This is a genomic window from Protofrankia sp. CiP1_Cm_nod4 (assembly GCF_982290645.1).
This window is the reverse complement of sequence record NZ_CEVIVC010000003.1, coordinates 12,883-36,552: the sequence shown is the minus strand read 5'-3', so window position 1 is coordinate 36,552 and position 23,670 is coordinate 12,883. Positions and strand designations below refer to the sequence as shown.

Annotated in this window: 20 protein-coding genes; 14 read left to right on the top strand and 6 right to left on the bottom strand. The window is 71.3% G+C overall.

Annotated elements, in window-relative coordinates; translation table 11 throughout:
* Positions 1-10: 10 nt before the first annotated feature.
* The 7 genes from AC5LSR_RS01545 to AC5LSR_RS01515 all read left to right on the top strand — a co-directional run bounded on the left by AC5LSR_RS01545 (position 11) and on the right by AC5LSR_RS01515 (position 7,088).
* Positions 11-205 carry a DUF3046 domain-containing protein gene (locus tag AC5LSR_RS01545; protein WP_250285861.1) on the top strand — a complete coding sequence of 65 codons (195 nt, stop codon included), beginning with the start codon at positions 11-13 and terminating at the stop codon, positions 203-205.
* A gap of 241 nt (positions 206-446) precedes the next feature.
* Positions 447-1,484, top strand: a complete 1,038-nt coding sequence (recA, locus tag AC5LSR_RS01540) for a recombinase RecA (RefSeq protein ID WP_250285860.1) — start codon at positions 447-449, stop codon at positions 1,482-1,484.
* Positions 1,485-1,500: 16 nt separating this feature from the next.
* Complete coding sequence (locus tag AC5LSR_RS01535; protein ID WP_250285859.1) at positions 1,501-1,995, top strand: regulatory protein RecX; 495 nt, start codon at positions 1,501-1,503, stop codon at positions 1,993-1,995.
* Positions 1,996-2,264: 269 nt separating this feature from the next.
* Entirely contained in the window at positions 2,265-3,938 is a 1,674-nt protein-coding gene (gene rny, locus AC5LSR_RS01530) for a ribonuclease Y (protein WP_250285858.1), read from the top strand.
* A gap of 59 nt (positions 3,939-3,997) precedes the next feature.
* Positions 3,998-5,449 (top strand): tRNA (N6-isopentenyl adenosine(37)-C2)-methylthiotransferase MiaB, encoded by a 1,452-nt coding sequence (gene miaB, locus AC5LSR_RS01525; protein WP_445548754.1) that lies wholly within the window; start codon positions 3,998-4,000, stop codon positions 5,447-5,449.
* A complete protein-coding gene (locus AC5LSR_RS01520; protein WP_493464378.1) occupies positions 5,446-6,243 on the top strand; it encodes a class III extradiol ring-cleavage dioxygenase family protein in 798 nt (265 codons plus the stop codon). Before miaB ends, AC5LSR_RS01520 begins: the two co-directional genes overlap by 4 nt.
* On the top strand, positions 6,243-7,088 hold the full coding sequence (locus tag AC5LSR_RS01515; protein WP_250284672.1) for an alpha/beta fold hydrolase: 846 nt from the start codon (positions 6,243-6,245) through the stop codon (positions 7,086-7,088). Before AC5LSR_RS01520 ends, AC5LSR_RS01515 begins: the two co-directional genes overlap by 1 nt.
* 22 nt (positions 7,089-7,110) lie before the next feature.
* Here AC5LSR_RS01515 and hflX read toward each other — a convergent pair whose 3' ends face one another.
* The 4 genes from hflX to lexA form a co-directional block, all read right to left on the bottom strand.
* Positions 7,111-8,487 carry a GTPase HflX gene (hflX, locus tag AC5LSR_RS01510; RefSeq protein ID WP_250284674.1) on the bottom strand — a complete coding sequence of 459 codons (1,377 nt, stop codon included), beginning with the start codon at positions 8,485-8,487 and terminating at the stop codon, positions 7,111-7,113.
* An 84-nt stretch (positions 8,488-8,571) separates the two neighbouring features.
* Positions 8,572-9,480 (bottom strand): EAL domain-containing protein, encoded by a 909-nt coding sequence (locus AC5LSR_RS01505; protein ID WP_250284676.1) that lies wholly within the window; start codon positions 9,478-9,480, stop codon positions 8,572-8,574.
* A 65-nt stretch (positions 9,481-9,545) separates the two neighbouring features.
* The gene (gene miaA / locus AC5LSR_RS01500; RefSeq protein ID WP_250284678.1) at positions 9,546-10,460 is read right to left on the bottom strand and encodes a tRNA (adenosine(37)-N6)-dimethylallyltransferase MiaA; all 915 of its coding nucleotides are present in this window, start codon (positions 10,458-10,460) and stop codon (positions 9,546-9,548) included.
* 17 nt (positions 10,461-10,477) lie between these two features.
* Entirely contained in the window at positions 10,478-11,227 is a 750-nt protein-coding gene (gene lexA, locus AC5LSR_RS01495) for a transcriptional repressor LexA (protein WP_250284680.1), read from the bottom strand.
* 285 nt (positions 11,228-11,512) lie between these two features.
* On the opposite strand from lexA, the gene AC5LSR_RS01490 reads away from it, so the two are divergent.
* The 5 genes from AC5LSR_RS01490 (at position 11,513) to AC5LSR_RS01470 (ending at position 16,864) form a co-directional block, all read left to right on the top strand.
* On the top strand, positions 11,513-11,815 hold the full coding sequence (locus AC5LSR_RS01490) for a LysM peptidoglycan-binding domain-containing protein (protein ID WP_250284681.1): 303 nt from the start codon (positions 11,513-11,515) through the stop codon (positions 11,813-11,815).
* 177 nt (positions 11,816-11,992) lie between these two features.
* Positions 11,993-12,454, top strand: a complete 462-nt coding sequence (gene nrdR / locus AC5LSR_RS01485; RefSeq protein ID WP_250284683.1) for a transcriptional regulator NrdR — start codon at positions 11,993-11,995, stop codon at positions 12,452-12,454.
* 68 nt (positions 12,455-12,522) lie between these two features.
* Positions 12,523-15,498, top strand: coding sequence for a vitamin B12-dependent ribonucleotide reductase (locus AC5LSR_RS01480; protein WP_250284685.1), 2,976 nt, complete (start codon positions 12,523-12,525; stop codon positions 15,496-15,498).
* A 143-nt stretch (positions 15,499-15,641) separates the two neighbouring features.
* The gene (locus AC5LSR_RS01475; protein WP_250292362.1) at positions 15,642-16,388 is read left to right on the top strand and encodes a hypothetical protein; all 747 of its coding nucleotides are present in this window, start codon (positions 15,642-15,644) and stop codon (positions 16,386-16,388) included.
* A 35-nt stretch (positions 16,389-16,423) separates the two neighbouring features.
* Positions 16,424-16,864, top strand: coding sequence for a hypothetical protein (locus AC5LSR_RS01470; protein WP_493468070.1), 441 nt, complete (start codon positions 16,424-16,426; stop codon positions 16,862-16,864).
* A 120-nt stretch (positions 16,865-16,984) separates the two neighbouring features.
* On the opposite strand, the gene AC5LSR_RS01465 is transcribed toward AC5LSR_RS01470, so the two are convergent.
* Entirely contained in the window at positions 16,985-18,388 is a 1,404-nt protein-coding gene (locus tag AC5LSR_RS01465; RefSeq protein ID WP_250284691.1) for an amylo-alpha-1,6-glucosidase, read from the bottom strand.
* A 392-nt stretch (positions 18,389-18,780) separates the two neighbouring features.
* Between AC5LSR_RS01465 and AC5LSR_RS01460 the strand changes: the two genes are divergently transcribed.
* The gene (locus AC5LSR_RS01460; protein ID WP_250284693.1) at positions 18,781-20,058 is read left to right on the top strand and encodes an RNA polymerase sigma factor; all 1,278 of its coding nucleotides are present in this window, start codon (positions 18,781-18,783) and stop codon (positions 20,056-20,058) included.
* Positions 20,059-20,171: 113 nt separating this feature from the next.
* On the opposite strand, the gene AC5LSR_RS01455 is transcribed toward AC5LSR_RS01460, so the two are convergent.
* Positions 20,172-22,202 carry an acetoacetate--CoA ligase gene (locus tag AC5LSR_RS01455; protein ID WP_250284696.1) on the bottom strand — a complete coding sequence of 677 codons (2,031 nt, stop codon included), beginning with the start codon at positions 22,200-22,202 and terminating at the stop codon, positions 20,172-20,174.
* 415 nt (positions 22,203-22,617) lie between these two features.
* On the opposite strand from AC5LSR_RS01455, the gene AC5LSR_RS01450 reads away from it, so the two are divergent.
* Positions 22,618-23,670, top strand: a 1,053-nt coding sequence (locus AC5LSR_RS01450) for a PAS domain-containing protein (protein ID WP_493468069.1), incomplete at its 3' end; no start/stop codon positions are given.

Sequence of the window (23,670 nt, the reverse complement as noted above, 5' to 3'; positions counted from 1 at the left end):
ACTTGCACCCGTGCGGCTGACCGAGTTCTGGGCGCGAATGAACAAGCAGTTCGGCTCCGGGTACGCGGAGTCGGTTGCCCGCGACCATGTTGTCGCCGGGCTCGGCGGGGCCACGGTCGAGGCGGCCCTCGCCCGCGGTGACGACGCCAAGGACGTCTGGCGGGCGGTGTGCGAGGAGTTCGGGGTGCCCGCGCGCGAACGCTGAGGCTCCATCCCGGGAGCCTCAGCGTGTCGACGGCGTGTCGATGATGCCATCGAACGCATGTTCGCCTACTGTGGATGTCGAGTAGCGAGGTGCCCCGGTGGGGTGAGAAAGGCTGTTGATCGTGGCTGCTTCGACCGTCCAGTTGTCCACAGGCGCGGCCCGGCGCTCGAAATTGTCGGACCCGCCCCCTACCGTCGCCATCGTGGCCAAGAATCGACGACCTCAGCCTGGAGTGACCCCGATGGCAGGACTCGACCGCGAGAAGGCGTTGGAGAACGCCCTCGCACAGATCGACAAGCAGTTCGGCAAGGGCTCGGTGATGCGGCTCGGTGACGACACCCGCCCACCGGTCCAGGTCATCCCGACCGGTTCCATCGCCCTGGACGTGGCACTCGGCATCGGTGGGCTGCCGCGTGGCCGCGTCGTGGAGATCTACGGTCCGGAGTCGTCCGGGAAGACGACCGTCGCGCTGCACGCGGTCGCCAACGCCCAGGCCGCCGGCGGGATCGCGGCCTTCATCGACGCCGAGCACGCGCTCGACCCCGACTACGCGGCCAAGCTCGGGGTCAACACCGACGCGCTGCTGGTCTCCCAGCCCGACACCGGTGAGCAGGCGTTGGAGATCGCGGACATGCTCATCCGGTCCGGCGCGATCGACATCATCGTCATCGACTCGGTGGCGGCCCTCGTGCCCCGGGCCGAGATCGAGGGTGAGATGGGTGACAGCCACGTCGGTCTGCAGGCCAGGCTGATGTCCCAGGCGCTGCGCAAGCTCACCGGTGCGCTGTCGCATTCGGGGACCACCGCCATCTTCATCAACCAGCTCCGCGAGAAGGTCGGCGTCATGTTCGGTTCGCCCGAGACGACCACGGGCGGCAAGGCGCTGAAGTTCTACGCCTCCGTGCGGCTGGACGTCCGCCGCATCGAGACCCTGAAGGATGGGGCGGATGCCGTGGGTAACCGTACTCGGGTGAAGGTCGTGAAGAACAAGATGGCCCCCCCGTTCCGCACGGCGGAGTTCGACATCGTCTACGGCGGCGGCATCAGCAGGGAGGGCTCGTTGATCGATATGGGGGTCGAGCACGGCATCATCCGCAAGTCGGGAGCCTGGTACACCTACGACGGCGACCAGCTGGGCCAGGGCAAGGAGAACGCTCGTTCCTTCATGCGGGACAACCCCGACATCGCCGACGAGATCGAGAAGCGAATCAAGGAAAAGCTCGGCCTGGTGCCGACGCTCGACGTGGATCCGGCGTCCCCGCCGCCAGCCGACCTGTGAAACAGGCCGCGGACCTGTGAAAGAGGCCGCGGACCCGGTCGCCAGAGCGCGGGAGATCTGTCTGCGTCAGCTTGAGGCCCGGCCGCGAAGCCACGCGGAACTGGCTGCCACCCTGGCGCGGCGTGGGGTGGATCCCGATACCGCGCGGGCGGTGCTGGCCCGCCTGGCCGAGGTGGGTCTTGTCGACGACAGGGCGTTCGCCACCGCGTTGATCTCCTCCGCGCGGGTGAACCGCGGCCTGGGGCGTCACGGGCTCGTGCACGAGCTGCGCCGTCGGGGGGTCGACGTGGAGGTCATCGCCGCGGCGCTCGCCGACCAGGACAACCTGGACACCCACGACGAGGAGGCCGCCGCGCGGGAGCTGGTGCGACGTCGTATGCCGGCGATGGCAGGGCTGCCGGCCCAGGTGCGCACCCGGCGTCTGGCCGCGTTGCTCGGCCGTCGTGGCTACCCGTCCGATCTTGTTGTGCGAGTGGTCACCGAGGAGGTCGCGGATGGTTCGCTTGACTAGCTTTTCTTGACCGTCCATGAGTCGCAGACCTACTCTCAGCAAAGGTGAGAGGGCTCCCGCGGTGACGCGGTTCCGATAGTGCGAAACAACTTCACACGAGGGCGGCTGGCCCGGATCGCGACGTCTGCGGACGCCGCCGCATCCGCGTGGGCTCAGGCGTTTGTCGGTGGCAACACGCCTTCACGAGTTCCGGAACAGCCCGTTTCGTGAGTCCCTCGCCGTTCCGGCCCGCTGATCGCGGGTCGATCCCGGCTGAGGGAGGAGGACCGATGAGCGTTCTCCTCGTCGTGCTTGCCGTCTGCGTGCTCCTGGGTCTGGGAGTAATCACGCTGCTCCTCCTGCGCGTCCTGCGTTCGGGAGGCGCTGACGCCGAGGTGGCGACGGCCGAGCCCGGCGAAGCCGCTGAGATCATCAGGCAGGCCGCCGGCCTGCGGGAGCAGACGGAGCGGGAGGCCGCGGACCTGCTCCGCCGCGCGGAGGAGAACGCCCGGGCGCTGCGGGAGCGGGCCGATGCGGAGCTGGCGCTGCGTGGCTCCCTTGTCGAGGCGAAGGCGCGCGAGGCCGGCCGGAAGTCTGCGGAGACCTTCCGGACGCAGGCCGAGGAGGAGGTGCGGGCGCTGCGGGCGGAGCTGCACGAGCGGGACGCCCGTCTCGCCCAGCGCGAGCAGCGGCTGGAGGCCCGCGCCGCCGCCATGGATGAACAGGCCCGTCACATCGAGGCCAGGGACCACGACCTGGCAGCCCGGGAGGCCGAACTCGCCAGGCGGCGCGCGGAGGTCGTCGACCTGGAGGAGGAACGCCGCCGGACGCTGGAGGAGGCGGCCCGGCTCACCGCCGCCCAGGCGCGGGCCGAAATCGTCAAGGTCGTCGAGGCCGACGCCCGGCGGGACGCGGCCGTACTGGTCCGTGACATCGAGGCACAGGCCCGGGAGCAGGGTGAGGAACGGGCCAGGAAGATCGTTACGCTGGCCATTCAGCGGGTCGCCCTGGAGACGACCACGGAGTCGGTCGTCTCCGTCCTGCACCTGCCCAGCGACGAGATGAAGGGCCGCATCATCGGCCGTGAGGGGCGCAACATCCGGTCGTTCGAGTCGGTCACCGGCGTGAACGTCATCATCGACGACACGCCCGAGGCGGTACTGCTCAGCTGCTTCGATCCGGTACGCCGCGAAATCGCCAAGATCACGCTGGAGGCCCTGGTCGGAGACGGGCGGATTCACCCGCACCGCATCGAGGAGGAGCACGACCGGGCCAGGCGCGAGGTCGAGACGCGCTGTGTGCGCGCCGGTGAGGACGCGCTCATGCAGACCGGTATCGCGGAGATGCACCCCGAGCTGATCGCCATCCTCGGGCGGCTGCGGTACCGGACCAGCTACGGCCAGAACGTCCTGGCACACCTGATCGAGTCCGCGCACCTGGCGGGGATCATGGCCGCCGAGCTGCGGCTGCCGCCGGCGCTGGCCAAACGGGGCACCCTGCTCCACGACCTCGGCAAGGCGCTGACCCACGAGGTGGAGGGCAGCCATGCCCTCATCGGCGCCGAGATCGCCCGCCGCTACGGCGAGGACGAGGAGATCGTCCACGCCATCGAGGCGCACCACAACGAGGTCGAGCCGCGTTCGGTCGAGGCGGTGCTCACCCAGGCCGCCGACCAGATCTCCGGCGGACGGCCGGGGGCCCGCCGGGAGAGCCTGGAGTCCTACGTCAAACGGCTCGAGCGCATCGAGCAGATCGCCGGGGAACGCCCGGGGGTGGAGAAGGTCTTCGCGATGCAGGCCGGCCGCGAGGTCCGGGTGATGGTCGTCCCGGAGCAGGTGGACGACATCGCCGCGCACATACTCGCCCGTGACGTCGCCAAGCAGATCGAGGACGAGCTGACCTACCCGGGTCAGATCCGGGTCACGGTGGTCCGCGAGACCCGCGCCGTCGAGACCGCCCGATAGGGGCCGCCTGTCAGAGGTGGTGGAAAGTGTCTGTTGCGCCCGCGCCGTAGGCTGGCTGTGTGAGTCCCCGCAGTTACCAGGTCCGGACATTCGGATGTCAGATGAACGTCCATGACTCCGAGCGGATCGCCGGCATGCTGGATGCCGCCGGCTACGTGCCCGCGGCCACGGATGCCACGCCGGACGTGGTGGTGTTCAACACCTGTGCCGTCCGCGAGAACGCCGACAACCGGCTCTACGGCAATCTTGGCCAGATGTACCCGGCGAAGAAGCAGCATCCGGGCATGCAGATCGCGGTCGGCGGCTGTCTCGCGCAGAAGGACCGTGCGACGATCACCGAGCGGGCGCCCTGGGTGGATGTCGTCTTCGGCACCCACAACCTGCACCGGCTGCCCGTGCTGCTCGAGCGCGCACGGCACAACGCGGCGGCCGAGGTCGAGATCGTCGAGGCGCTGGAGGTCTTCCCCAGCGCGCTGCCCTCCCGCCGCTCGACGCACCACTCGGCGTGGGTGAGCATCAGCGTCGGCTGTGACAACACCTGCACCTTCTGCATCGTGCCGAGCCTGCGGGGCAGGGAGACCGACCGGCGTCCGGGCGACGTCCTGGCCGAGGTCGAGGCGCTGGTCGCCGACGGCGTCATCGAGATCACCCTGCTCGGCCAGAACGTGAACTCCTACGGCCGGTCGCTGGGCGATCCCGGGGCGTTCGCGAAGCTGCTGCACGCCTGCGGGACGATCGAGGGGCTGGAGCGGGTCCGGTTCACCTCACCGCATCCACGGGACTTCACCGACGACGTGATCGAGGCGATGGCGACGGCCCCGAACGTCTGCCCGCAGCTGCACATGCCGCTGCAGTCGGGGTCGGACGCGGTGCTGCGGCGGATGCGCCGCTCCTACCGCCAGGAGCGCTTCCTGGGAATCCTCGAGCGGGTCCGGGCCGCGATGCCGCACGCCGCCATCACCACCGACATCATCGTGGGCTTCCCGGGCGAGACGGAGGCCGACTTCGCCGACACCCTGCACGTGGTGCGCCAGGCGCGGTTCGCCGGGGCCTTCACCTTCCAGTACTCCCCGCGGGCGGGCACCCCGGCCGCCACCATGGACGGCCAGGTCGACCCGGCCGTCGTGCGGGACCGCTACGAACGGCTCGTGGCGGTCCAGGACGAGGTCTCCTGGGTGGGCAACCGCGCGCTCGTCGGCCAGCCGGTGGAGGTCCTCGTCGTCGAGGGGGAGGGGCGCAAGGACGCCGCCACCGGGCGGCGTTCCGGTCGCGCCCGGGACGGCCGGCTGGTCCATCTGGGCGCGCCGTCGGCCACCCTGATCCGTCCCGGTGACGTGGTGCGGACGGCGGTCACGCGGGGCGCGCCCCATCACCTCGTCGCGGACGGCCCGCTGCTCGCCCACCGGCGGACCAGGGCCGGTGACCTGTGGGAGGCCGAGCGGGAACGGCCGGCCGCCGCGGCCGCCGCGGGCGCGCCCACGCTGCTCGGCATGCCCGCGCTGCGGCGGTGACGCTGACGGCGGCGGTGCTCTGCCCGCATCCACCGTTGCTCGTCCCCGAGCTCGCCGCCGGTGAGGCCGTCGCGGTGCGTGAGCCGGCGGTCCAGGCCGTGCGCCGGCTTGTGGCCGGCGGCCCGGACGTGGTCGTCGTCGTGGGTGACGCGCCACGGACCGGGCCGTACGCCGCAGGCGAGTCCGGAAGCATGGCCGGTTACGGAGTGCCGCTGTCGGTCACGCTGGGACGCGTCCCGGATCCTCCCGCGGCGGCCTCTCCCACGCCGGAGGCGGCCCCGGCGCTGCCGCTGTCGCTGACGGTCGGGGCCTGGCTGCTCGGGCAGGCCCGGTGGGAGGGCGCGGTCACCGGCTTCGGCGTGAGCGCGACGACCAGCGCGGCGGACGCCGCCCGGATCGGCGCCGAGCTCGCCGGCTCGGCGCGGCGGGTCGCCCTGCTGGTGATGGGCGACGGCAGCGCACGGCGGACGGCCGGCGCGCCCGGCGGGTTCGACAGCCGCGCGGACGGCCACGACGCCGCGGTGGCGGCGGCGCTCGCCGCCGGCGACGCGGCCGCGCTGCTGCGCCTGGACCCGGCTCTCTCGCGGGAGCTGCTGGCGGCGGGCCGCGCGTCGTGGCAGGTACTCGCCGGCGCGCGGCTTGCCGGTGCTACCGTCACCGCCACAGCGCACGATCCGGGCATCACCATGAGCGACACGCGCACGTGGTCATGGACGTCTCGTGCTGAGTATGTCGCCGCCCCTTACGGTGTGGGGTACGTGGTCGCCGTGTGGGAGCAGGGGAGTCCTGGGTAATGATCTCGAGGTCGACGGAACTGCCATCCGGGGTACAGCACTCGACCTGCGCGAGCCTCGCGGTCCTACGAGCCGGATCGCCCGTCGACCCGCCGGTCGTCCTGCTGCCCGGTTACACCGGGAGCAAGGAGGACTTCCTGCCGATCATTCCGCGGCTCGCGCGGGCCGGGTTCGACGTGGTCGCGGTCGACCAGCACGGCCAGTACGAGTCACCCGCGGCCGACCCGGAGCGGGACTGCACGGTCGACGCGCTGGCCGGACACGTCGGCCGGGTGGCCGACGAGATCGGTCGCCCGGTGCACCTGCTCGGCCATTCCTTCGGGGGGCTGGTCGCGCGGACCGCGGTCATCGCCCGCCCGTCGTGCGTGGCAAGCCTCGTGCTGCTCAGCTCCGGCCCGGCCGGGATCGTCGGCCCTCGGCGGATCGCGCTGCAGGCCATGCGGGTGGTGTACAAGCGCAGCGGCCGGGACGCGGTATGGGCCGCCATGCGGGCCGCGGACACCGCCGTGTACCCGCCCGGTGGCCTGGAGTTCCTGGAGCGCCGGTTCTTCGCCAGCAGCAACGTCGGCCTGCGGGTGATGGGGGAGCAGCTGCTGAGCGAACCCGACCGGGTCGGTGAGCTCGCTGACGCCGTCAGCCAGGACGACGTACCCGTGCTGGTCGCCCACGGGGCCGCCGACGACGCCTGGCCGCCGCGTCTGCAGGCGGAGATGGCGGCACGCCTGGACGCCCGCTACGAGGTGATCGCCGGGGCGGCGCATTCGCCGGCGACCGAGAACCCGGAGGTCACCGCCGCGCTGCTGGTCGAGTTCTGGCGCAACGGCGTGGGCCAGCGGGCCGCGTAGGCCCGCCAGCCTCAGGCCAGCCTCAGGCCGGTTCGAGGAAGAAGCTGGTGAGCTGGGAGGCGAGCTCGGCCGGTACCCGGGCCCGCAGGACCGTGCCGGTCGCCGTGTGCTCGAGGCCGAGGACCTCCCCGCGGGCGTACACCCGGGAGACCAGGTCACCGCGGGTGAACGGCAGCAGCACGCACACCTCGACGTCGGGGTGGGGGACGCGCTCGGTCAGCTCCGCCACCAGGGCGGCCAGCCCCTCCCCGGTGCGCGCCGAGACGAGGAGCGCGCCGGGGACGGCGCGGCGCACCCGGGCGAGCACGTCCGGGCCGGCGGCGTCGATCTTGTTCACGACCAGCAGCTCGGGGACGTCCCCGGCGTCGATGTCGTTGATCACGGTGCGGACCGCGGAGATCTGTGACATCGGGTCGGGATGCGAGCCGTCGACGACGTGCAGCAGCAGGTCGGCGTCGGCGACCTCCTCCAGGGTGGAGCGGAACGCCTCCACGATCTGGTGCGGCAGGTGGCGGACGAAGCCGACGGTGTCGGCGAGGGTGAACGTCCGGCCGTCGGGCAGCGTGGCCCGCCGCACGGCCGGGTCCAGCGTGGCGAACAGGGCGTCCTCGACCAGCACCCCGGCGCCGGTCAGCCGGTTGAGCAGCGAGGACTTGCCGGCGTTGGTGTAGCCGGTGATCGCGACCGCGGGGATGCCGCTGCGCTGCCGCGCCGAGCGTTTGGTCGTCCGGACCGTCTTCATCCCGGCGAGCTCCCGGCGGAGCCTGGCCATGCGCGTGCGCAGCCGCCGCCGGTCCGTCTCGATCTTCGTCTCGCCGGGGCCGCGGGTGCCGATGCCACCACCGGCGCGGGACATCGACTCACCCCAGCCACGCAGCCGCGGCAGCATGTACTGCAGCTGCGCGAGCTCGACCTGGGCCTTGCCCTCCCGGGAGGTGGCGTGCTGGGCGAAGATGTCGAGGATCAGCGCGGTCCGGTCGATGACCTTGACCTTGACGACGTCCTCCAGCTGGCGCAGCTGGCCGGGGGTCAGCTCACCGTCGCAGACGACGGTGTCGGCGCCGGTGGCGGTGACGACGTCGCGCAGCTCACGCGCCTTGCCGGAGCCGACGTACGTCGCCGAGTCGGGAGTGTCCCGACGCTGGACGAGCGCGTCCAGGATGACCGAGCCGGCCGTGGCCGCCAGGGCGGCGAGCTCGGCCATGGAGGTCTCCGCCTCGGCGGCCGTGCCCGAGGTCCACACCCCGATGAGGACCACCCGCTCCAGCCGGAGCTGGCGGTACTCGACCTCGGTGACGTCGTCGAGCTCGGTTGCCAGGCCTGGTACCCGGCGCAGTGCCAGACGGTCGGCGAGGTCGAGCGCCTCGCCGGAGGCGTCGAAGAGGGCGGGAAACGTCATGTCGCTGCCTCCTTTATCGCAGGCTCCCACGTCCGTTCCGGGGCCGCGACCGAATTTTCTCGACCGGACGACGGTGGTTCCCGGTCAGATGACGGCGGCCATGCTGGCGGTGCCGGTGGCCCGGTCACCGCGGTCGGGCGCGGCGCGCCCGGCGCGTCCCGTGCCGCTGGCCGGCCGGGAGCGCCCGTGGCGCCGGTTCGGCCGGCCGCGGCCCAGGGCGATCATCCGGGCGTCGTCGGTGGGGACGGGCGGGCAGAACAGGCGGCCGGCTCCCCGGTCACAGTGCATCGCCGCCAGCCGGGACGCCGTGACCGCGCTGTCGACGCCCTCGGCGGTCACGACCAGCCGCCGCCGGTGGGCCAGTGTGATGATCGAGGCCAGGACAGCCTCGCCCTCCAGGTCCCGCTGCATCGCGTGCAGGAAGCGGCCATCGATCTTCACCATGTCCAGCGGCAGGACGTCGAGGGTGGACAGCGACGCGTACCAGGTGCCGAAGCCGTCGACGCCGATGGCCGGCCCGAACGAGCGCAGCCGGGCCAGCAGCCGGGGCACCCCGACGCGCGCGAGGCCGAGGGTCTGTTCGGTGAACTCCAGCCCGAGCGCTCCCGGCGGCAGCGCACGGCCGTGCAGGAGCTGTTCCACCTCGATCGCGAAACCGGGCCGGGTCAGCTGGTCGGCGGTCACGTTGACCCACAGCCGGGGCGGGCGGATCGCGGTTCCCGCGGCCATTTCGTGCCATGTCCGGGCCTCGGCCACGGCGGTGCGTAACACCCAGCGGCCGACCTGGTCGGACAGGCCCGCGGCCGCGGCGGCCGGCATGAACTGCGACGGGTTCATCAGCCCCCGGTCGGGATGGTGCCAGCGCAGGAACGCCTCCATCCCGGGGACCGACCCGGTGCGCAGGTCGACCTCGGGCTGGTAGTGCAGTTGTAACGACCCGTCGTCGAACGCGGCACACAGGGCCGGGACGAGGTTCAACTCGATCGCGGTCACACATGTCTCCAGACGACGGGTGTCTCCAGCCGGCGGGAAGAACGAGCCACGGAGTCGTCGCACGTTCAGGCCGAGTCGACCATGCCCGCCACCTGTTCGACGTCGGGACGGTCCAGCCAAATTATGCGAGGATCGCGCCGAAACCACGACCTTTGTCTGCGTGCAAGTCGGCGCGTCGCGGCGATTGTCGCGAGCCGGGCCGACTCGGCCGAATCGAGCGCGCCGTCGAGCCAGGCGAGAACCTGGGCGTAGCCCAGCGCCCGGGACGCGGTGGGGCCGTCCCGCAGGCCCATGTCGACGAGGGCGCGGACCTCCTCGATCATGCCGGCGGCCCACATACCGGCCACCCGGCCGGCGATCCTCTCGTCGAGCTGCGGGTGGTCGATGCCGAACTGGACCACGTCGTAGACCGAGCGGTGCTCCGGCAGGGAGGCGGTGAAGCCGCCGGTGAGCTCCACCACCTCCAGCGCGCGCACGATACGCCGGCCGTTGCCAGGCAGGATGGCCGCCGCCGCCGCCGGCGCCCGCGCGGCGAGATCGGCGTGCAGCGCGGCCGGGCCCCGCTCGGACAGCTCCCGCTCCAGCCGTCCCCGTACGGCCGGGTCGGTGCCGGGGAAGGCGAGGTCGTCGAGGACGGCCCGGACGTAGAGCCCGGAGCCGCCCACGAGCACCGGCGTGCGGCCGGCGGCCAGCAGGCCGTCGACGGCCTGCCGGGCCAGCGCCTGGTAGGACGCTACGTCGGCGGCGCGGGTGACCTCCCAGACATCGAGCAGGTGATGGGGGACACCACCGCGTTCCGCCGGCGGCACCTTGGCGGTGCCGATGTCCATCCCGCAGTAGAGCTGCATGGAGTCGGCGTTGACGATCTCACCGCCCAGCTCGGTGGCCAGCGCGATCGCCAGGTCGCTCTTGCCGGCCGCTGTCGGCCCGACGACAGCCACGACCCGGCCGGCGCGGTGCCGGTCGACACCTGTGCCCATGCTCACTCCCGGGAGGATCAGACCCGGCGAAGAACCGCGACGATCCGGCCGAGGATCGTCGCACTGTCACCCGGAATGTCAGCATAGGCCGGATTCTGCGGCTCGAGCCAGACGTGGCCGTCACGACGGCGCAGCGTCTTGACCGTCGCCTCGCCGTCGATCATCGCGGCGACGATCTCGCCGCTGTCCGCGACCGGCTGCTGGCGGACGACCACCCAGTCGCCGTCGCAGATCGCGGCGTTGACCATGGAGTCCCCGACGACCCGCAGGGTGAACAGGGTGCCCTCCCCCACGATCTCGCGGGGGAGCGGGAAGACCTCCTCGACCGCCTGCTCGGCGAGGATCGGCCCACCCGCGGCGATGCGGCCGAGGACCGGCACATAGGCCGCCTGTGCGGGGCCAGCCGCCGACGAGCCTGCCGCGAGCGTACCAACGGCGGGCGCCTGGCGTGGCACGGGGCGTACCGGTGCCTGCGCGGAGAGGACCTCCATGGCCCGCGGGCGGTGCGGGTCGCGGCGCAGGAAGCCCTTCTCCTCCAGCGTCTTGAGCTGGTGCGCGACGCTGGACGTGCTCGTGAGCCCCACCGCATCGCCGATTTCCCGCACGCTCGGCGGGTAGCCTCGGCGCTCGACGGCGTCGCGGATCACCTCAAGCACCCTGCGCTGGCGGGGGGTCAGGCCCGTGGCGTCCGCCGGCCCGTCCGGCAGGTCGCGCACGGAGCCGCGGGGTGGCCGGCCGCGGCGGGTGCGGTTGTCGTCGGTGGTCATCCCTGCCGTACTCCTTCGTTGTCGGTCATGGCAGACTTGCGCTCCCGGCATATCCGACGTTCTGCCGTGAACCGGAGCTGGCGGCCACGACCTGGATCTGACCTGAATCTGATCGCTACGACCGTAACCGCCGCGGCCGGATATCTCAAACGTCTGTTCGAGCGTGTCACGACGATTCCGTCGGGACCGTGCGGTACAAACTCGATCAGACGTTCGATCGAACGGATGTTCTTTGATCATGTTGTTGGAAGTGGTATGTGCTGGTGGAAGTTGGGGAGGTGGACGATGCGGGCGTCGGCTGAGCCTCCGCTGCGGCTGACCGGGCGGGGCCGGGTTGTCCTGATTGTCCTGGTCATGCTGGTGTCCTGCCTGGTGCTGTCCGTGGCCCGGGTGACGTCGTCGGCCGCGCCGACCGGGGACGACCGGCCGGTGCGCGTCCACGTGGTGCGTTCCGGGGAGACGCTGTGGGGCATCGCGCGCGCGCTGGCTCCCGACGGTGACACCCGGGTGGTCGTGGCCCGGCTGGCCGGCCTCAACCGGCTGGAGACGACCGATCTCGTCCCCGGTCAGATGCTCCGTCTGCCGTGACGGGCCTGCCATGACGGGCCTGTCATGACAGGTCCGCATGAAGGGTCTTCTGTGATGCATGTGTCATGAGGTTCCGCGGGTGGGCCAGCTTGCCAGCTCGTGGTGTCCGGTCCTAGTGTTGACCACAACATCTTGTAGTTACGTGGCTGTAAGTCGACAAGATCTTGGAGGTTGTGCGTGCGGTGTCCGTTCTGTCGGCACCCTGACAGCAAGGTTGTCGACAGCCGGGAGGCCGAGGAGGGCGCCGCGATCCGTCGCCGTCGGTCGTGCCCGTCCTGCGGCCGTCGTTTCACGACGATCGAAGAGGCGTCACTGCGAGTCATCAAGCGCAGCGGTGTCACCGAGCCGTTCAGCCGCGGGAAGGTGATCGCCGGCGTGCGGCGGGCATGCCAGGGGCGGCCGGTCCAGGCGGACGCGCTGGCCCGGCTCGCCCAGCTGGTCGAGGACACGCTGCGTGCCTCGGGGGCCGCCGAGGTCGCCTCGGACGAGATCGGCCGGGCGATCCTCGGGCCGCTGCGGGAGCTCGACGAGGTCGCCTACCTGCGGTTCGCCTCGGTGTACCTCTCCTTCGACTCGCTGGCGGACTTCGAGACGGCGATCACCGACCTGCGCGGGCGGGCCGACCGGGCGCCGTCGTAGCCACGCACCCCGACGCGACAGACAGCTGGTGAGAAACACCATCCGACCGACGCCAGACGAGGAGCGCCATGACCGACAACCGTGGCACGAAAGCGACCAAGGCCGCCCCCAGGGCCGGCACCAAGGCCGCCCCCAGGGCCGCTGGCCTGCAGGTGCGACGCGTCAACACCTCGCCGGGCGTCCACCCCTATGACGAGGTCACCTGGGAGCTGCGGGACGTCGTCATGACCAACTGGCGCGACGGCTCGGTCAACTTCGAGCAGCGCGGGGTGGAGTTCCCCGACTTCTGGTCGGTGAACGCCACGAACATCGTCACGAGCAAGTACTTCCGCGGCGCGCTCGGCAGCTCCGCCCGCGAGTGGTCCCTGCGCCAGCTCATCGACCGGGTCGTGCGCGCCTACGGCGCGGCCGGCACCGAGCACGGGTACTTCGCCTCGCCGGCGGACGCCGAGATCTTCGAGCACGAACTGACCTGGATGCTGCTGCACCAGGTGTTCAGCTTCAACAGCCCGGTGTGGTTCAACGTCGGCACCCCCGCGCCGCAGCAGGTCTCGGCCTGCTTCATCCTCTCGGTCGACGACACGATGGAGTCGATCCTCAACTGGTACCGGGAGGAGGGGCTGATCTTCAAGGGCGGGTCGGGCGCCGGGCTGAACCTGTCGCGTATCCGATCGTCGAAGGAGCTGCTGTCCTCCGGCGGCACCGCTTCGGGCCCGGTGAGCTTCATGCGCGGGGCCGACGCCTCGGCCGGCACGATCAAGTCGGGCGGCGCGACCAGGCGGGCCGCGAAGATGGTCGTGCTCGACGTCGACCATCCGGACATCGTCGACTTCGTCGAGACCAAGTCCCGCGAGGAGAGCAAGATCCGTGCGTTGCGGGACGCCGGCTTCGACATGGATCTCGGCGGCCGTGACATCGTCTCGGTGCAGTACCAGAACGCCAACAACTCCGTGCGGGTGACGGACGAGTTCATGCGGGCCGTCGTCGACGACGCCGGCTTCGACCTGCGGGCCAGGCTCGACGGGCGCACGATCGAGACCCTCCGGGCCCGGTCGCTGTTCCGCTCCATCGCCCAGGCGGCCTGGGACTGCGCGGATCCCGGGATCCAGTACGACGACACGATCAACGACTGGCACACCTGCCCGGAGTCCGGCCGGATCAGCGCCAGCAACCCGTGCAGCGAATACGTGCACCTGGACAACTCCAGCTGCAACCTGGCGTCGCTGAACCTGATGAAGTTCCTGCGCAAGGACCTCAGCTTCGACGCCGACGCGTTCGTGGCGGCCGTCGAGCTGATCATCACGGCGATGGACATCTCGATCTGCTTCGCGGACTTCCCGACTCCGGAGATCACGCGGGTGACCCGGATGTTCCGCCAGCTCGGCATCGGCTACGCCAACCTCGGCGCGCTGCTGATGGCCACCGGCCGCGCGTACGACTCCGAGGGCGGCCGGGCCATGGGCGCGGCCGTCACGTCGCTGATGACCGCGACGGCCTACCGCCGCTCGGCGGAGCTCGCGGCGGCGCTCGGGGCCTACGACGGCTTCGCCCGCAACACCGACGCCCACCGCCGGGTGATCCGCAAGCACGCCGCCGCCACGGACGCCGTCCGCACGGTCGGGGTCGACGACGCCCGGGTGCTCGCCGTCGCCGCCCGCGAGTGGGAGCGCGCCCAGGGCGTCGGGGAGAAGCACGGCTGGCGCAACGCGCAGGTCAGCCTGCTCGCCCCGACCGGCACGATCGGCTTGGCGATGGACTGCGACACCACCGGCATCGAGCCCGACCTCGCGCTGGTGAAGATGAAGAAGATGGTCGGCGGCTCCAGCATGCGGATCGTCAACCAGACGGTTCCCGCCGCGCTGCGCGCTCTCGGCTACGCCGAGGAGACCGTCGAGGCGATCGTCGAGTACATCGCCGAGCACGGTCACGTCATCGACGCCCCCGGCCTGCGCCGCGAGCACTACGAGGTCTTCGACTGCGCGATCGGGGAGCGGGCCATCAGCCCGATGGGCCACATCCGGATGATGGCGGCGGTCCAGCCGTTCCTGTCCGGCGCCATCTCCAAGACCGTCAACATGCCCACGTCGGCCACGGTCGAGGACGTCGAGCAGATCTACCTGGAGGGGTGGCGGCTCGGTCTGAAGGCGCTGGCGATCTACCGGGACAACTGCAAGGTCGGCCAGCCGCTGTCGGACCTGCGCGGCGCGAAGCGGTCCGTGACCGGGGGCGCGGGCGAGCAGCCGGCCGCACAGCCCGCCGCCGCACAGCCCGGGGAGCACCGTCCGGTCCGGCGCCGGCTGCCGAAGATCCGCCAGTCGCAGACCGTCTCCTTCACCGTGGGCGGTGCCGAGGGGTATCTGACCGCCGGGTCGTATCCCGACGACGGGCTCGGCGAGGTCTTCATCAAGATGTCGAAGCAGGGCTCGACCCTCTCCGGCGTGATGGACGCGTTCGCCATCGCGGTCTCGATCGCGCTCCAGCACGGCGTCCCGTTGGAGACCTACGTCCGCAAGTTCATCAACATGCGCTTCGAGCCGGCCGGCATGACCGACGACCCGGACGTGCGGATCGCCCAGTCGGTGATGGACTACCTCTTCCGTCGCCTGGCCCTGGACTACCTCCCCGAGCAGACCCGCGCGGAGCTCGGCGTCCTCAGCGCGCGGGAGCGGGCCCGCCAGCTCACCGGCCAGCACGGCGGGGCCGGCCAGCCGGACGCGGTGGAAACGGACACGGTGGAGACAGCCGACGCCGGGCCGGCCGAGGCGACCGGCTCCGCGACGGCCGGGCCCGCGGCGAACGAGGCGGCGGCGGCCGGTGCCGCGGCGGTGCCGACGGTGCCCGCCGAGACCGGTCACACCCACCCGGTGGGCCTGTCGGCCCGGGAGGTGCGGGGCGAACTGCCGCGCAGCGTCCCACCGGGCGAGGCGCTGTCGGCGCAGAACGTGGTGGACGCGCCGCTGTGCTTCACCTGCGGGGTCACCATGCGTCCCGCAGGCAGCTGCTACGTGTGCGAGCAGTGCGGCTCCACCAGCGGCTGCAGCTGAGACCGGGCGGTATCGCGGCGGGATGCGGTATTTCGCCTGATCTAGATAGCCTTCGGCTGTCGAGCCGTCGCAGGACCACGCCGAGCGCTGTCCGTAGAGTTGCGTTGATCGGGTTGTGGTCGGTAGGCAGCGGAGGCCGGTGCGTGGACGAGATCGACTCGCTGGAGGGGGCGACCCTGGTCAGGGTGCTCTCCCAGCTGCGCACCGGCTTTGAATACCGTCCGAGTGCGTTCCCGGCCTCGGTCGCGCTGTGCGGGCTGCGGGACGTTCGCCACTACAAGGTCGCCGCCGGCGGCAGCCCAGAACTGTCCGGGGGGCCGAGCCCGTTCAACGTCATCGTCGAGTCGCTGCGACTCGGTGACTTCACGCTGGACGAGATCCACGATCTTTACAGTCAGCACACGGCAGAGACCGATCGGGTGTTCACCGATGAGGCCGTGGAGCAGGTGCACCGGCTGGCCACGGGCCAGCCCTGGCTGGTCAACGCGCTGGCGGCCGAGATCGTCGACCGGATGAAGGTCCCGGTCACAGAGCCGGTCTCGGTGGAACACGTCAACGCTGCCCGGGAACGGATCATCCAGGCCCGGCCAAGTCACCTCGACTCACTCGTCCGCCGGCTCCAGGAGCCGGCGGTACGCCGGGTTCTCGAGCCCGTTCTCGCTAGCACCGACGAGCCGGCCGACCTGACCTGCTCGGACGACCGGTCCTATGCACGCGACCTCGGCCTGGTCGCCGAGACGCCCGACGGCGGCCTGCGGATCGCCAACCCGATCTACGATGAGGTCATCGCCCGCGCGCTGGCCGAGATCGTCGTGCGTGACCGGGGGCGCTTCCAGCACCGCGGGACTTCGTCCGCCCCGACGGCCGTTTCGACGTGCCGGACATGCTGACCACGCTCGCCCGCTATTGGCGGAACAACGAGCCAATGCTCAGGGTGAAGAGGCCCTACCGGGAGGCCATCCCGCACGCCATCTTCCTGAGCTGGCTCGACCGGGCTGTGAACGGCGACGGTGACGTCTTCCGGGAGTTCGCCGCCGGCGGCGGCTGGGCCGACATCCATATGACCTGGCGCTACACCGCCCCCGATGGCACCAGTGCCGAACAGCACGAGGCTTTCGAGGTGAAGACCCACCGCCCCGGCTACGCCGACCCGGTCAAGGAAGCGATGACCCAGCTCGACGGCTACCTCAACCACCTCAGCCTGGCCTCGGGCTACATCGTCATATTCGACCAGCGCCCGCGGCCGGAGTCCGCCGCCGACGGCCCGCTGACGACCCAGACCAGCCCGGCCGGCCACACCGTCACCATCGCCCGCCTCACGGTCCCGCCCTCACCCGGCGAACAGCCTGCGGCCTCGTCGTCGTAGCCCACGCCACAGCGCCGCCTCGCACCGAATCGATCTTGACTGCCGCGGGAATACCGCAGATCACGAATATGTGCCTTCCGCCAGTATCGCGGGAGCCGGTGGACCCGGCGCGGCGGCTGGTCAGCCGCCGTGCCGGGTCAGGTGCTCCCCGTCCGCGCCCGTGCGGGCGGACGGCAGGCGGTGGGCCGGTTTCCGGCCGTCGAGCAGGTCCAGGAGCAGGGCTGCCGTCCACGAGAAGTGGTTGCTGCCCACTCCGGTGCCGTCGAACGGTGAGTAGTACTCGTACAGGCCCTCGGAACCGGCGATCATCGAGATCGTGTCGGCGCGCAGCCGGTCGGCGAGCTCGCCGCGGCCGGCGCGGTCGAGCCCGTCGGCGAGCAGCCAGTTCATGTTCACCCAGACCGGGCCCTGCCAGTAGCAGCGGGGCTGGAAGTCGGGATCGTCGGTGGGGGTGCTGGCGATGCCGTGGGCCGGCCAGAACCGCGGTGCGGTCATCCGGCTGACAAGATCCTCGACGCCGGCGGGGGGCACGACACCGGCGTACAGGGCGAGGAAGCCGGCGATCGTGGGCCTTCGGATCAGCCGGCCGGAACGCGCGTCCCGGCTCCAGTACATGCCGTCGGCGAACAGGGCGGGCAGCGCCGCCCTGGTCCGGCGGGCCGAGCGCAGCAGCTGCGCGGGCAGCTGTTCGCCGATGTCGGCGGCGATGTCGCGCAGGTGGTCGTTCGCGCGGGCGAGAATCGCGTTGAAGGCGACATCCTGTACCAGCGGGACGCGGGACGCACGAATCCGGCTGAAGTCGTAACGGGCGTCGCGTAGCTCCCCGACCAGGTGGTAAAGGGTGAACAGGTCGGTGGCGGACAGCCGCTGGTCGGACGGAACCTCCTTGTTGTCCCGGCGCAGGGCGTCGAGCGCGCCATCCCCGTTGAGCCGGCGGATGAGCTTCAGGGGGATGGGAGCCGCCCTGCGGGTGAGCTCCATCCAGGCGGGGGTGTTGTCCATCCCCGACTCCCACGAGTGGACCAGAGTGACCAGCCCGGTGTCGTCGGGGTCGCGTTCGCGGTACAGCCAGCAGTGGTAGCGCAGCAGGCCCGGATAGACCGCCCGGTAGAACTCGCGGCGCCGGGCCGGGTCGAACACCTCGCCGACGCGGACGACAGCTTCGGCGATCATCGGCGGCTGGGTGACGCCGGTGGTCTGCACGTGCCGCGGGCCGGCGTCGACGAGGTCGGAGCGCCACCGGTCGGGCCCGGCGTGGTAGCTGCCGGAGCCGGAGAAGATGACGTGCGGGATCATCCCGTTGAGCCACTGGCCCTGCAGCAGCGCGAGGATTTCCCGGCTGGCCCGTCCGGGGTCGACGTGCCGTAGCCCGATGGCGATGAAGCAGCTGTCCCACAGCCACTGGTGGGGGTAGAGCGTCGGGGAGGGCCGGGTCGCCTCGCCCAGATCGTTGTCCCGCAGTACCTCGATCGCGGACGTTCGGAGTTCGGCGAGCACCTCGGACGACAGGGCCGGCGATGACATCGTGTGAGGGTACCGGGGCCGGTGGCCGGTAGCGCCGGAACCTCGTGGCACCTTCGTGATCTCACGTACTCTCAGTGACGATTGTTACGGTCTGTCCACATTGTTGTGGTCATGTTGGTGGAAAATTGGGGCTAGTCTCGTTCTCGACAGCGCGGACGTGGAGAACTGAAGAGATAATTAGTTATTCGTGACACACTGGCCGATCCGCGGAGTAGTCTTCGCGACAGCGGGTGCGGCGTCCCGAGGGTGAGGGTCTACACTGCTTCGTAGACCCGGCGATCGCTTACGTCCGGTTGTGTCTGAACGCGGAATGGGAGAGACGTCCCCAGGCGTTGCCCATACGTGCAAGCACCAAGACCCGTCACCCGCACCGACCTTCGGATCTGCTACTGATGACGCTGCCTGCCCTCGAACTTCATGAGCGCTCCGATGAGCCGCGTACGCGTGCCGTGAGCACGCGACGGACTCGTCGGTCATCCACTCCTGCCCGCACGACGCCCAGCCGCAGCTTGGCTGCCGTGCCCGATGATACCGACGAACTCGACGTCACTCAGGTCGCCGAGCTCGTCGCGCGTGGACGTGAGTCCGGCGAACTCAGCCGTGCCGAGCTCCGTGAGGCACTGGAGACCGCCGATCTCGGTCTTGAACTGCTGCCTGTCCTGGTCGCCCGGCTGACCACACTCGGGGTCGAGGTTCTCGACGAGGAAGAAGAGGAGGCGCCGGGCGGGGCTGCGGCCACGCGCGCGACGTCCGAGCACGCCGGGACCGCCGACCTCGTCCGTATGTACCTGCGTGAGATCGGCAAGGTGCCGCTGCTCAACGCCGCGCAGGAGGTCGAGCTGTCGAAGCGGGTCGAGGCCGGGCTGTTCGCCGAGCACAAGCTCGACACCGACCCCGACCTGGCTCCGGAGCTGCGCCGGGACCTGCAGACCCTGGTCCGCGACGGGCACGCCGCCAAGCAGCAGCTGGTCTCGGCGAACCTGCGCCTGGTCGTCTCGGTCGCCAAGAAGTACAGCGGCCGGGGCATGACCCTGCTCGACCTGGTCCAGGAGGGCAACCTCGGCCTGATCCGCGCGGTCGAGAAGTTCGACTACGCCAAGGGCTACAAGTTCTCCACCTACGCCACCTGGTGGATCCGGCAGGCCATCGGCCGAGCCCTGGCCGACCAGGCCAGGACCATCCGGATCCCGGTACACGTGGTCGAGCAGATCAACAAGATCACTCGGCTGCAGCGGCAGCTCGTCTCCACGCTCGGCCGGGAACCGACCGACGAGGAGCTGGCGCTCGAGCTCGACATGCCGATCGAGCAGGTCGTCGAACTGCGGCGGTACGCGCAGGACACGGTCAGCCTGGAGACCGCGGTCGGCGACGACGGCGACTCCGTCCTCGGTGACTTCATCGAGGATGCCGACGCCACCTCGCCCGCGGACGCCGCATCCTACGGCGCCATGCAGGATGAGATCGAAGGCGTGTTGAGCGGGCTCACCCCGCGTGAGCGTGAGGTGATGCGGCTGCGGTTCGGCCTCGCCGACGGCAAGCAGCACACCCTCGCCGAGGTGGGCAACCGGCTGGGGCTGACCCGGGAACGGATCCGCCAGATCGAGCGGGACACCCTGCGCGAACTGCGCAAGCCGGCGGTCGCGAGCAGGCTGCGGGAGTTCCTCGACTAGTTGCCCCGCGTACGGCTGGTTTCCGCGTAGAACGCGTACGACGTGACGATCCCCTGCCCGGGTAGTTGACCGGGCAGGGGATCGTCACGTCGTAGGACCGGTCAGCGGACCGGTCAGCGGGTCGTCGGCGGCATGAACGGCAGCAGCGCCTGAGGGTTGGCGACGGCGCCGAGGCTGACCGCGCGCTCCAGCGGCTCGCCCAGCAGCAGCCGTCTGACCGGCACCTCCAGTTTCTTGCCGTTCTGGGTGCGCGGGACCTCGGCGATCTCCTCGACGCGGTCGGGCACGTGACGGGGGCTGAGCTCACGGCGGATCGTGGCGCGCAGCGTCCCGGTGAACGCGTCGTCGAACACCACGCCGCCGGCCAGGCAGACGTAGAGGACGAGCTCCCCACGCCGGCCGGCGGTCGAGGTGTCGATGACGATACTTTCGGTCACGCCGGGGATGCTCTCCACCACCTGGTACAGCTCGGCGGTACCGATCCGGACGCCCGCGCGGTTCAGCGTGGCGTCGGACCGGCCGTGGATGGACACCGCCCCGCTGGCGGTGATGCTCGCCCAGTCCCCGTGCCGCCACACGTCCTCGTAGGCCGAGAAGTAGGTTGCCCGCAGCAGCGAGCCGTCCTCGTCCCCCCACAGGGCGACCGGCATGGACGGCATGGGGGCGGTGACCACCAGCTCGCCGACCTCGTCGACGACCTCCTTGCCCTGCTCGTCGAAGGTGGTCACCGCGCAGCCGAGCCCACGCATGGGGATCTCCCCGGCGCGCACCGGCAGCGTCGGCAGGCCGAGCACGAACGCGGTGCACACCTCCGTCCCACCGCTGATGGAGGACAGCATCAGGTCGTCGCCGACGGACTCGTACACCCAGGCGTACGTCCGCGCGGGCAGCGGCGCGCCGGTGGATCCCACGGTGCGCAGCGCCGAGAGGTCGGCGATCTCACGGGGGACCGTGCCGGAGCGCGCGCAGTCGGTCAGGAAACCGGGGCTCGTCCCGAAACAGGTGACTCCGGTGGCCTCGGCCAGCCGCCAGAGGGTGCCGGGGCCGGGGAATTTCGGACTCCCGTCGAAGAGCACCACGGCCGCGCCGGCGAGCAGGCCGGAGACGAGCAGGTTCCACATCATCCAGCCGGTGCTCGTCACCCACAGGAAGCGGTCGTCCGGCCCGATGTCGAGGTGGAGCACCAGCGTCTTGAGATGTTCGAGCAGGATGCCGCCGTGACCGTGCACGATCGGTTTGGGTTTTCCGGTCGAGCCGGAGGAGTACAGGATCCACAGCGGCGCGTCGAACGGGAGACGGTGGAAGGCCGGGACGGCGTCGTCGCACCCGGCGAGCAGGTCCTCCCAGGCCAGCAGGCCCGGCAGGCCGGTGGCGCGGGCCCGGTCGAGGGCGTCCGTGGCCAGGTAGGCGACGACGACGGTGGCGCGCAGGCCGGGCAGCCGCTCGGCCGCCTTGGCCAGCACGCCGAGCGTGTCGAACGACCTGCCGCCGTGGGTGTAGCCGTCGACGCCGATTAGCACGGTCGGGCGCACCTGGGCGAAACGGTCCGCGAGGCCGGTGGGCCCGAAGTCGGGGGAGCAGGACGACCAGACCGCCCCGATCGCGGTGGTGGCGAGCATGGCGACCACCGCGTGTATGCAGTTCGGTAGCACGGCGCAGACCCGGTCGCCCGGCCCGACCCCCAGCCGGCGCAGGCCCGCGGCGGCCGCCGCGACCTCGCGGCGCAGCTCGTCCCAGGACACCACGGCCGTGGTGGCGTCCTCGCGTACGGCGATCACCGCCGGCGCCGGCCCGTGGCGGGTCAGGGCGTTCTCGGCGTAGTTCACCCGGGCGGTCGGGAACCATCGGGCACCCGGCATCCGCGCGTCGGCGAGCGCGGGCCCGTCCCCGCGTTCGCCCTCGACCGCGCAGAAGTCCCAGACCGAGTCCCAGAAGCCGTCGAGATCGTCCACCGACCACTGCCACAGGGCGGTGGCGTCGGTCAGCCGTCGGCCCCGTTCGGCGGCCAGCCACTCGAGGTAGGCGGTGACCCCGGCGGCGCGGACCCGCCGCGCGGACGGCGTCCACAACAGTTGTCCCTCGATGCCGGTGTCCGCTCCGGTCTCCGGTGCGGGTCCGTGTTCGTTGCCGTGTCCAGCAGCCACGGACCCAGACCCTAACGAATCCCCGGCGACAGGGCCCGGCATGATCCTGGGCGTTTGGCCCCGGGCATTCATCACAATGGAACGACAAAGGATGTCGATAATGCGGCCCATGTTCCCGGGGAATCCGTTGGGCCCGATATGGCCGGGCCGGGCCGGCTACTGTCAGGGGCATGGGCGGGTGCTGCCCGGCCGGGCGGCCCAGGGCCGGCAGCGGCCGGGAGAGGACGGGCGGGACGCCGCCGGGCATGCGACGTCGCACATGCGATGCGCGCCACCCCTGTCGGTCGATGGACAGCGCACGGCCTGCCCGGCCCGGCACGATCGGGCGCATGAGGTGTCTTCCAGGCTCAGGGTGTGTCCCGGGCCGTCGAAGGTTTTGGGCACAACGGTGCCACACCGGCCACAATCGTCTCCCATGACGACGCCGTTCCTCGGGGAGCTTTCCGGACAGCCGCGGAGCGGGCCGGCGGGTGACCAGGCCGGCTGGAGCGAGGCTCACAGGGCCCACCGGACGAACGGCGCCGGCCACCCGGACGCGCAGAGAGCCGAGGACGCCGAGGTGGCCGGGGACGACGACGGCAGGGGCACCGCCGGGCGGGAGCCCGCCGAGGCCGGCCCGGGCGGGAGCCCGCCGCGGCCGCCCGCCGCGGTGGAACCGGTCATCACCCTGCTCGAGGCGCTGTTCACCCAGGCGCCGGCCGGCTTCGCCTTCTACGACACCCAGGGCCGCTACCTGCGGGTCAACGACGTCCTGGCCAGGCTGAACGGGCGGGCGCCCGGCGAGCACATCGGCCGCACCATGCCGGAGCTGCTCGGCGACATCGGCCACGAGATGGACCGCCTGCTGCGGCGGGTGCTCACCACCGGCGAGCCGGTGGCCACCTTCGAGGTCAGCGCCGCCACCGCCGCCCAGCCGCCGCGGATCTGGACGATGAGCTGGTTCCCGGCCACGGACGCCCATGGCGTGCCGCTGGGCGCGGCGCTCGTCGCCACCGACGTCACCAGGATCGGCGACACCCGGCACCAGCTGGCCCGCGGCGAGGCCCGGTACCGGGCGCTCGCGCGGGCCGGGGACACGGACGTGTTCCACGCCGGCGCCCGCGGCGCCCTGGACGTGGACATGCCGCGCTGGCGGGCCGCCACCGGCCAGAGCTTCCCGGAGATCGCCGGGGCGGGCTGGCTCGACGGTGTGCACGCCGAGGACCGGGACCGGGTCGCCGACGCCTGGCGCAGGGCTGTCGAGCAGCGCGCCGTCTTCGACGCCGAGTTCCGGCTCGACACCGTGGACGGGACGGAGCGGGTGCTCGTCATGCGGATCGTTCCTATTACTGAGGGTGATTATCCGCTGGAGTGGATCGGCGTCAGCCATGACGTGACCGAGGTCCGGGCCGCCGCGGCGGCCCACGGCACGCCGGCGGCCGACAGCTCCGGCACAGCTGGCACAACGTCCGGCGCGGACGGACGGGAC

What these genes read in the sequence shown, in the direction of transcription:
- AC5LSR_RS01465 (WP_250284691.1), bottom strand. Translation starts at nt 18,388, where the DNA reads ATGTCATCGCCGGCCCTGTCGTCCGAGGTGCTCGCCGAACTCCGAACG.
- AC5LSR_RS01515 (WP_250284672.1), top strand. Translation starts at nt 6,243, where the DNA reads ATGATCTCGAGGTCGACGGAACTGCCATCCGGGGTACAGCACTCGACC.
- lexA (WP_250284680.1), bottom strand. Translation starts at nt 11,227, where the DNA reads ATGACCACCGACGACAACCGCACCCGCCGCGGCCGGCCACCCCGCGGC.
- AC5LSR_RS01480 (WP_250284685.1), top strand. Translation starts at nt 12,523, where the DNA reads ATGACCGACAACCGTGGCACGAAAGCGACCAAGGCCGCCCCCAGGGCC.
- AC5LSR_RS01460 (WP_250284693.1), top strand. Translation starts at nt 18,781, where the DNA reads ATGACGCTGCCTGCCCTCGAACTTCATGAGCGCTCCGATGAGCCGCGT.
- AC5LSR_RS01470 (WP_493468070.1), top strand. Translation starts at nt 16,424, where the DNA reads ATGCTCAGGGTGAAGAGGCCCTACCGGGAGGCCATCCCGCACGCCATC.
- recA (WP_250285860.1), top strand. Translation starts at nt 447, where the DNA reads ATGGCAGGACTCGACCGCGAGAAGGCGTTGGAGAACGCCCTCGCACAG.
- hflX (WP_250284674.1), bottom strand. Translation starts at nt 8,487, where the DNA reads ATGACGTTTCCCGCCCTCTTCGACGCCTCCGGCGAGGCGCTCGACCTC.
- AC5LSR_RS01490 (WP_250284681.1), top strand. Translation starts at nt 11,513, where the DNA reads ATGCGGGCGTCGGCTGAGCCTCCGCTGCGGCTGACCGGGCGGGGCCGG.
- rny (WP_250285858.1), top strand. Translation starts at nt 2,265, where the DNA reads ATGAGCGTTCTCCTCGTCGTGCTTGCCGTCTGCGTGCTCCTGGGTCTG.
- miaA (WP_250284678.1), bottom strand. Translation starts at nt 10,460, where the DNA reads ATGGGCACAGGTGTCGACCGGCACCGCGCCGGCCGGGTCGTGGCTGTC.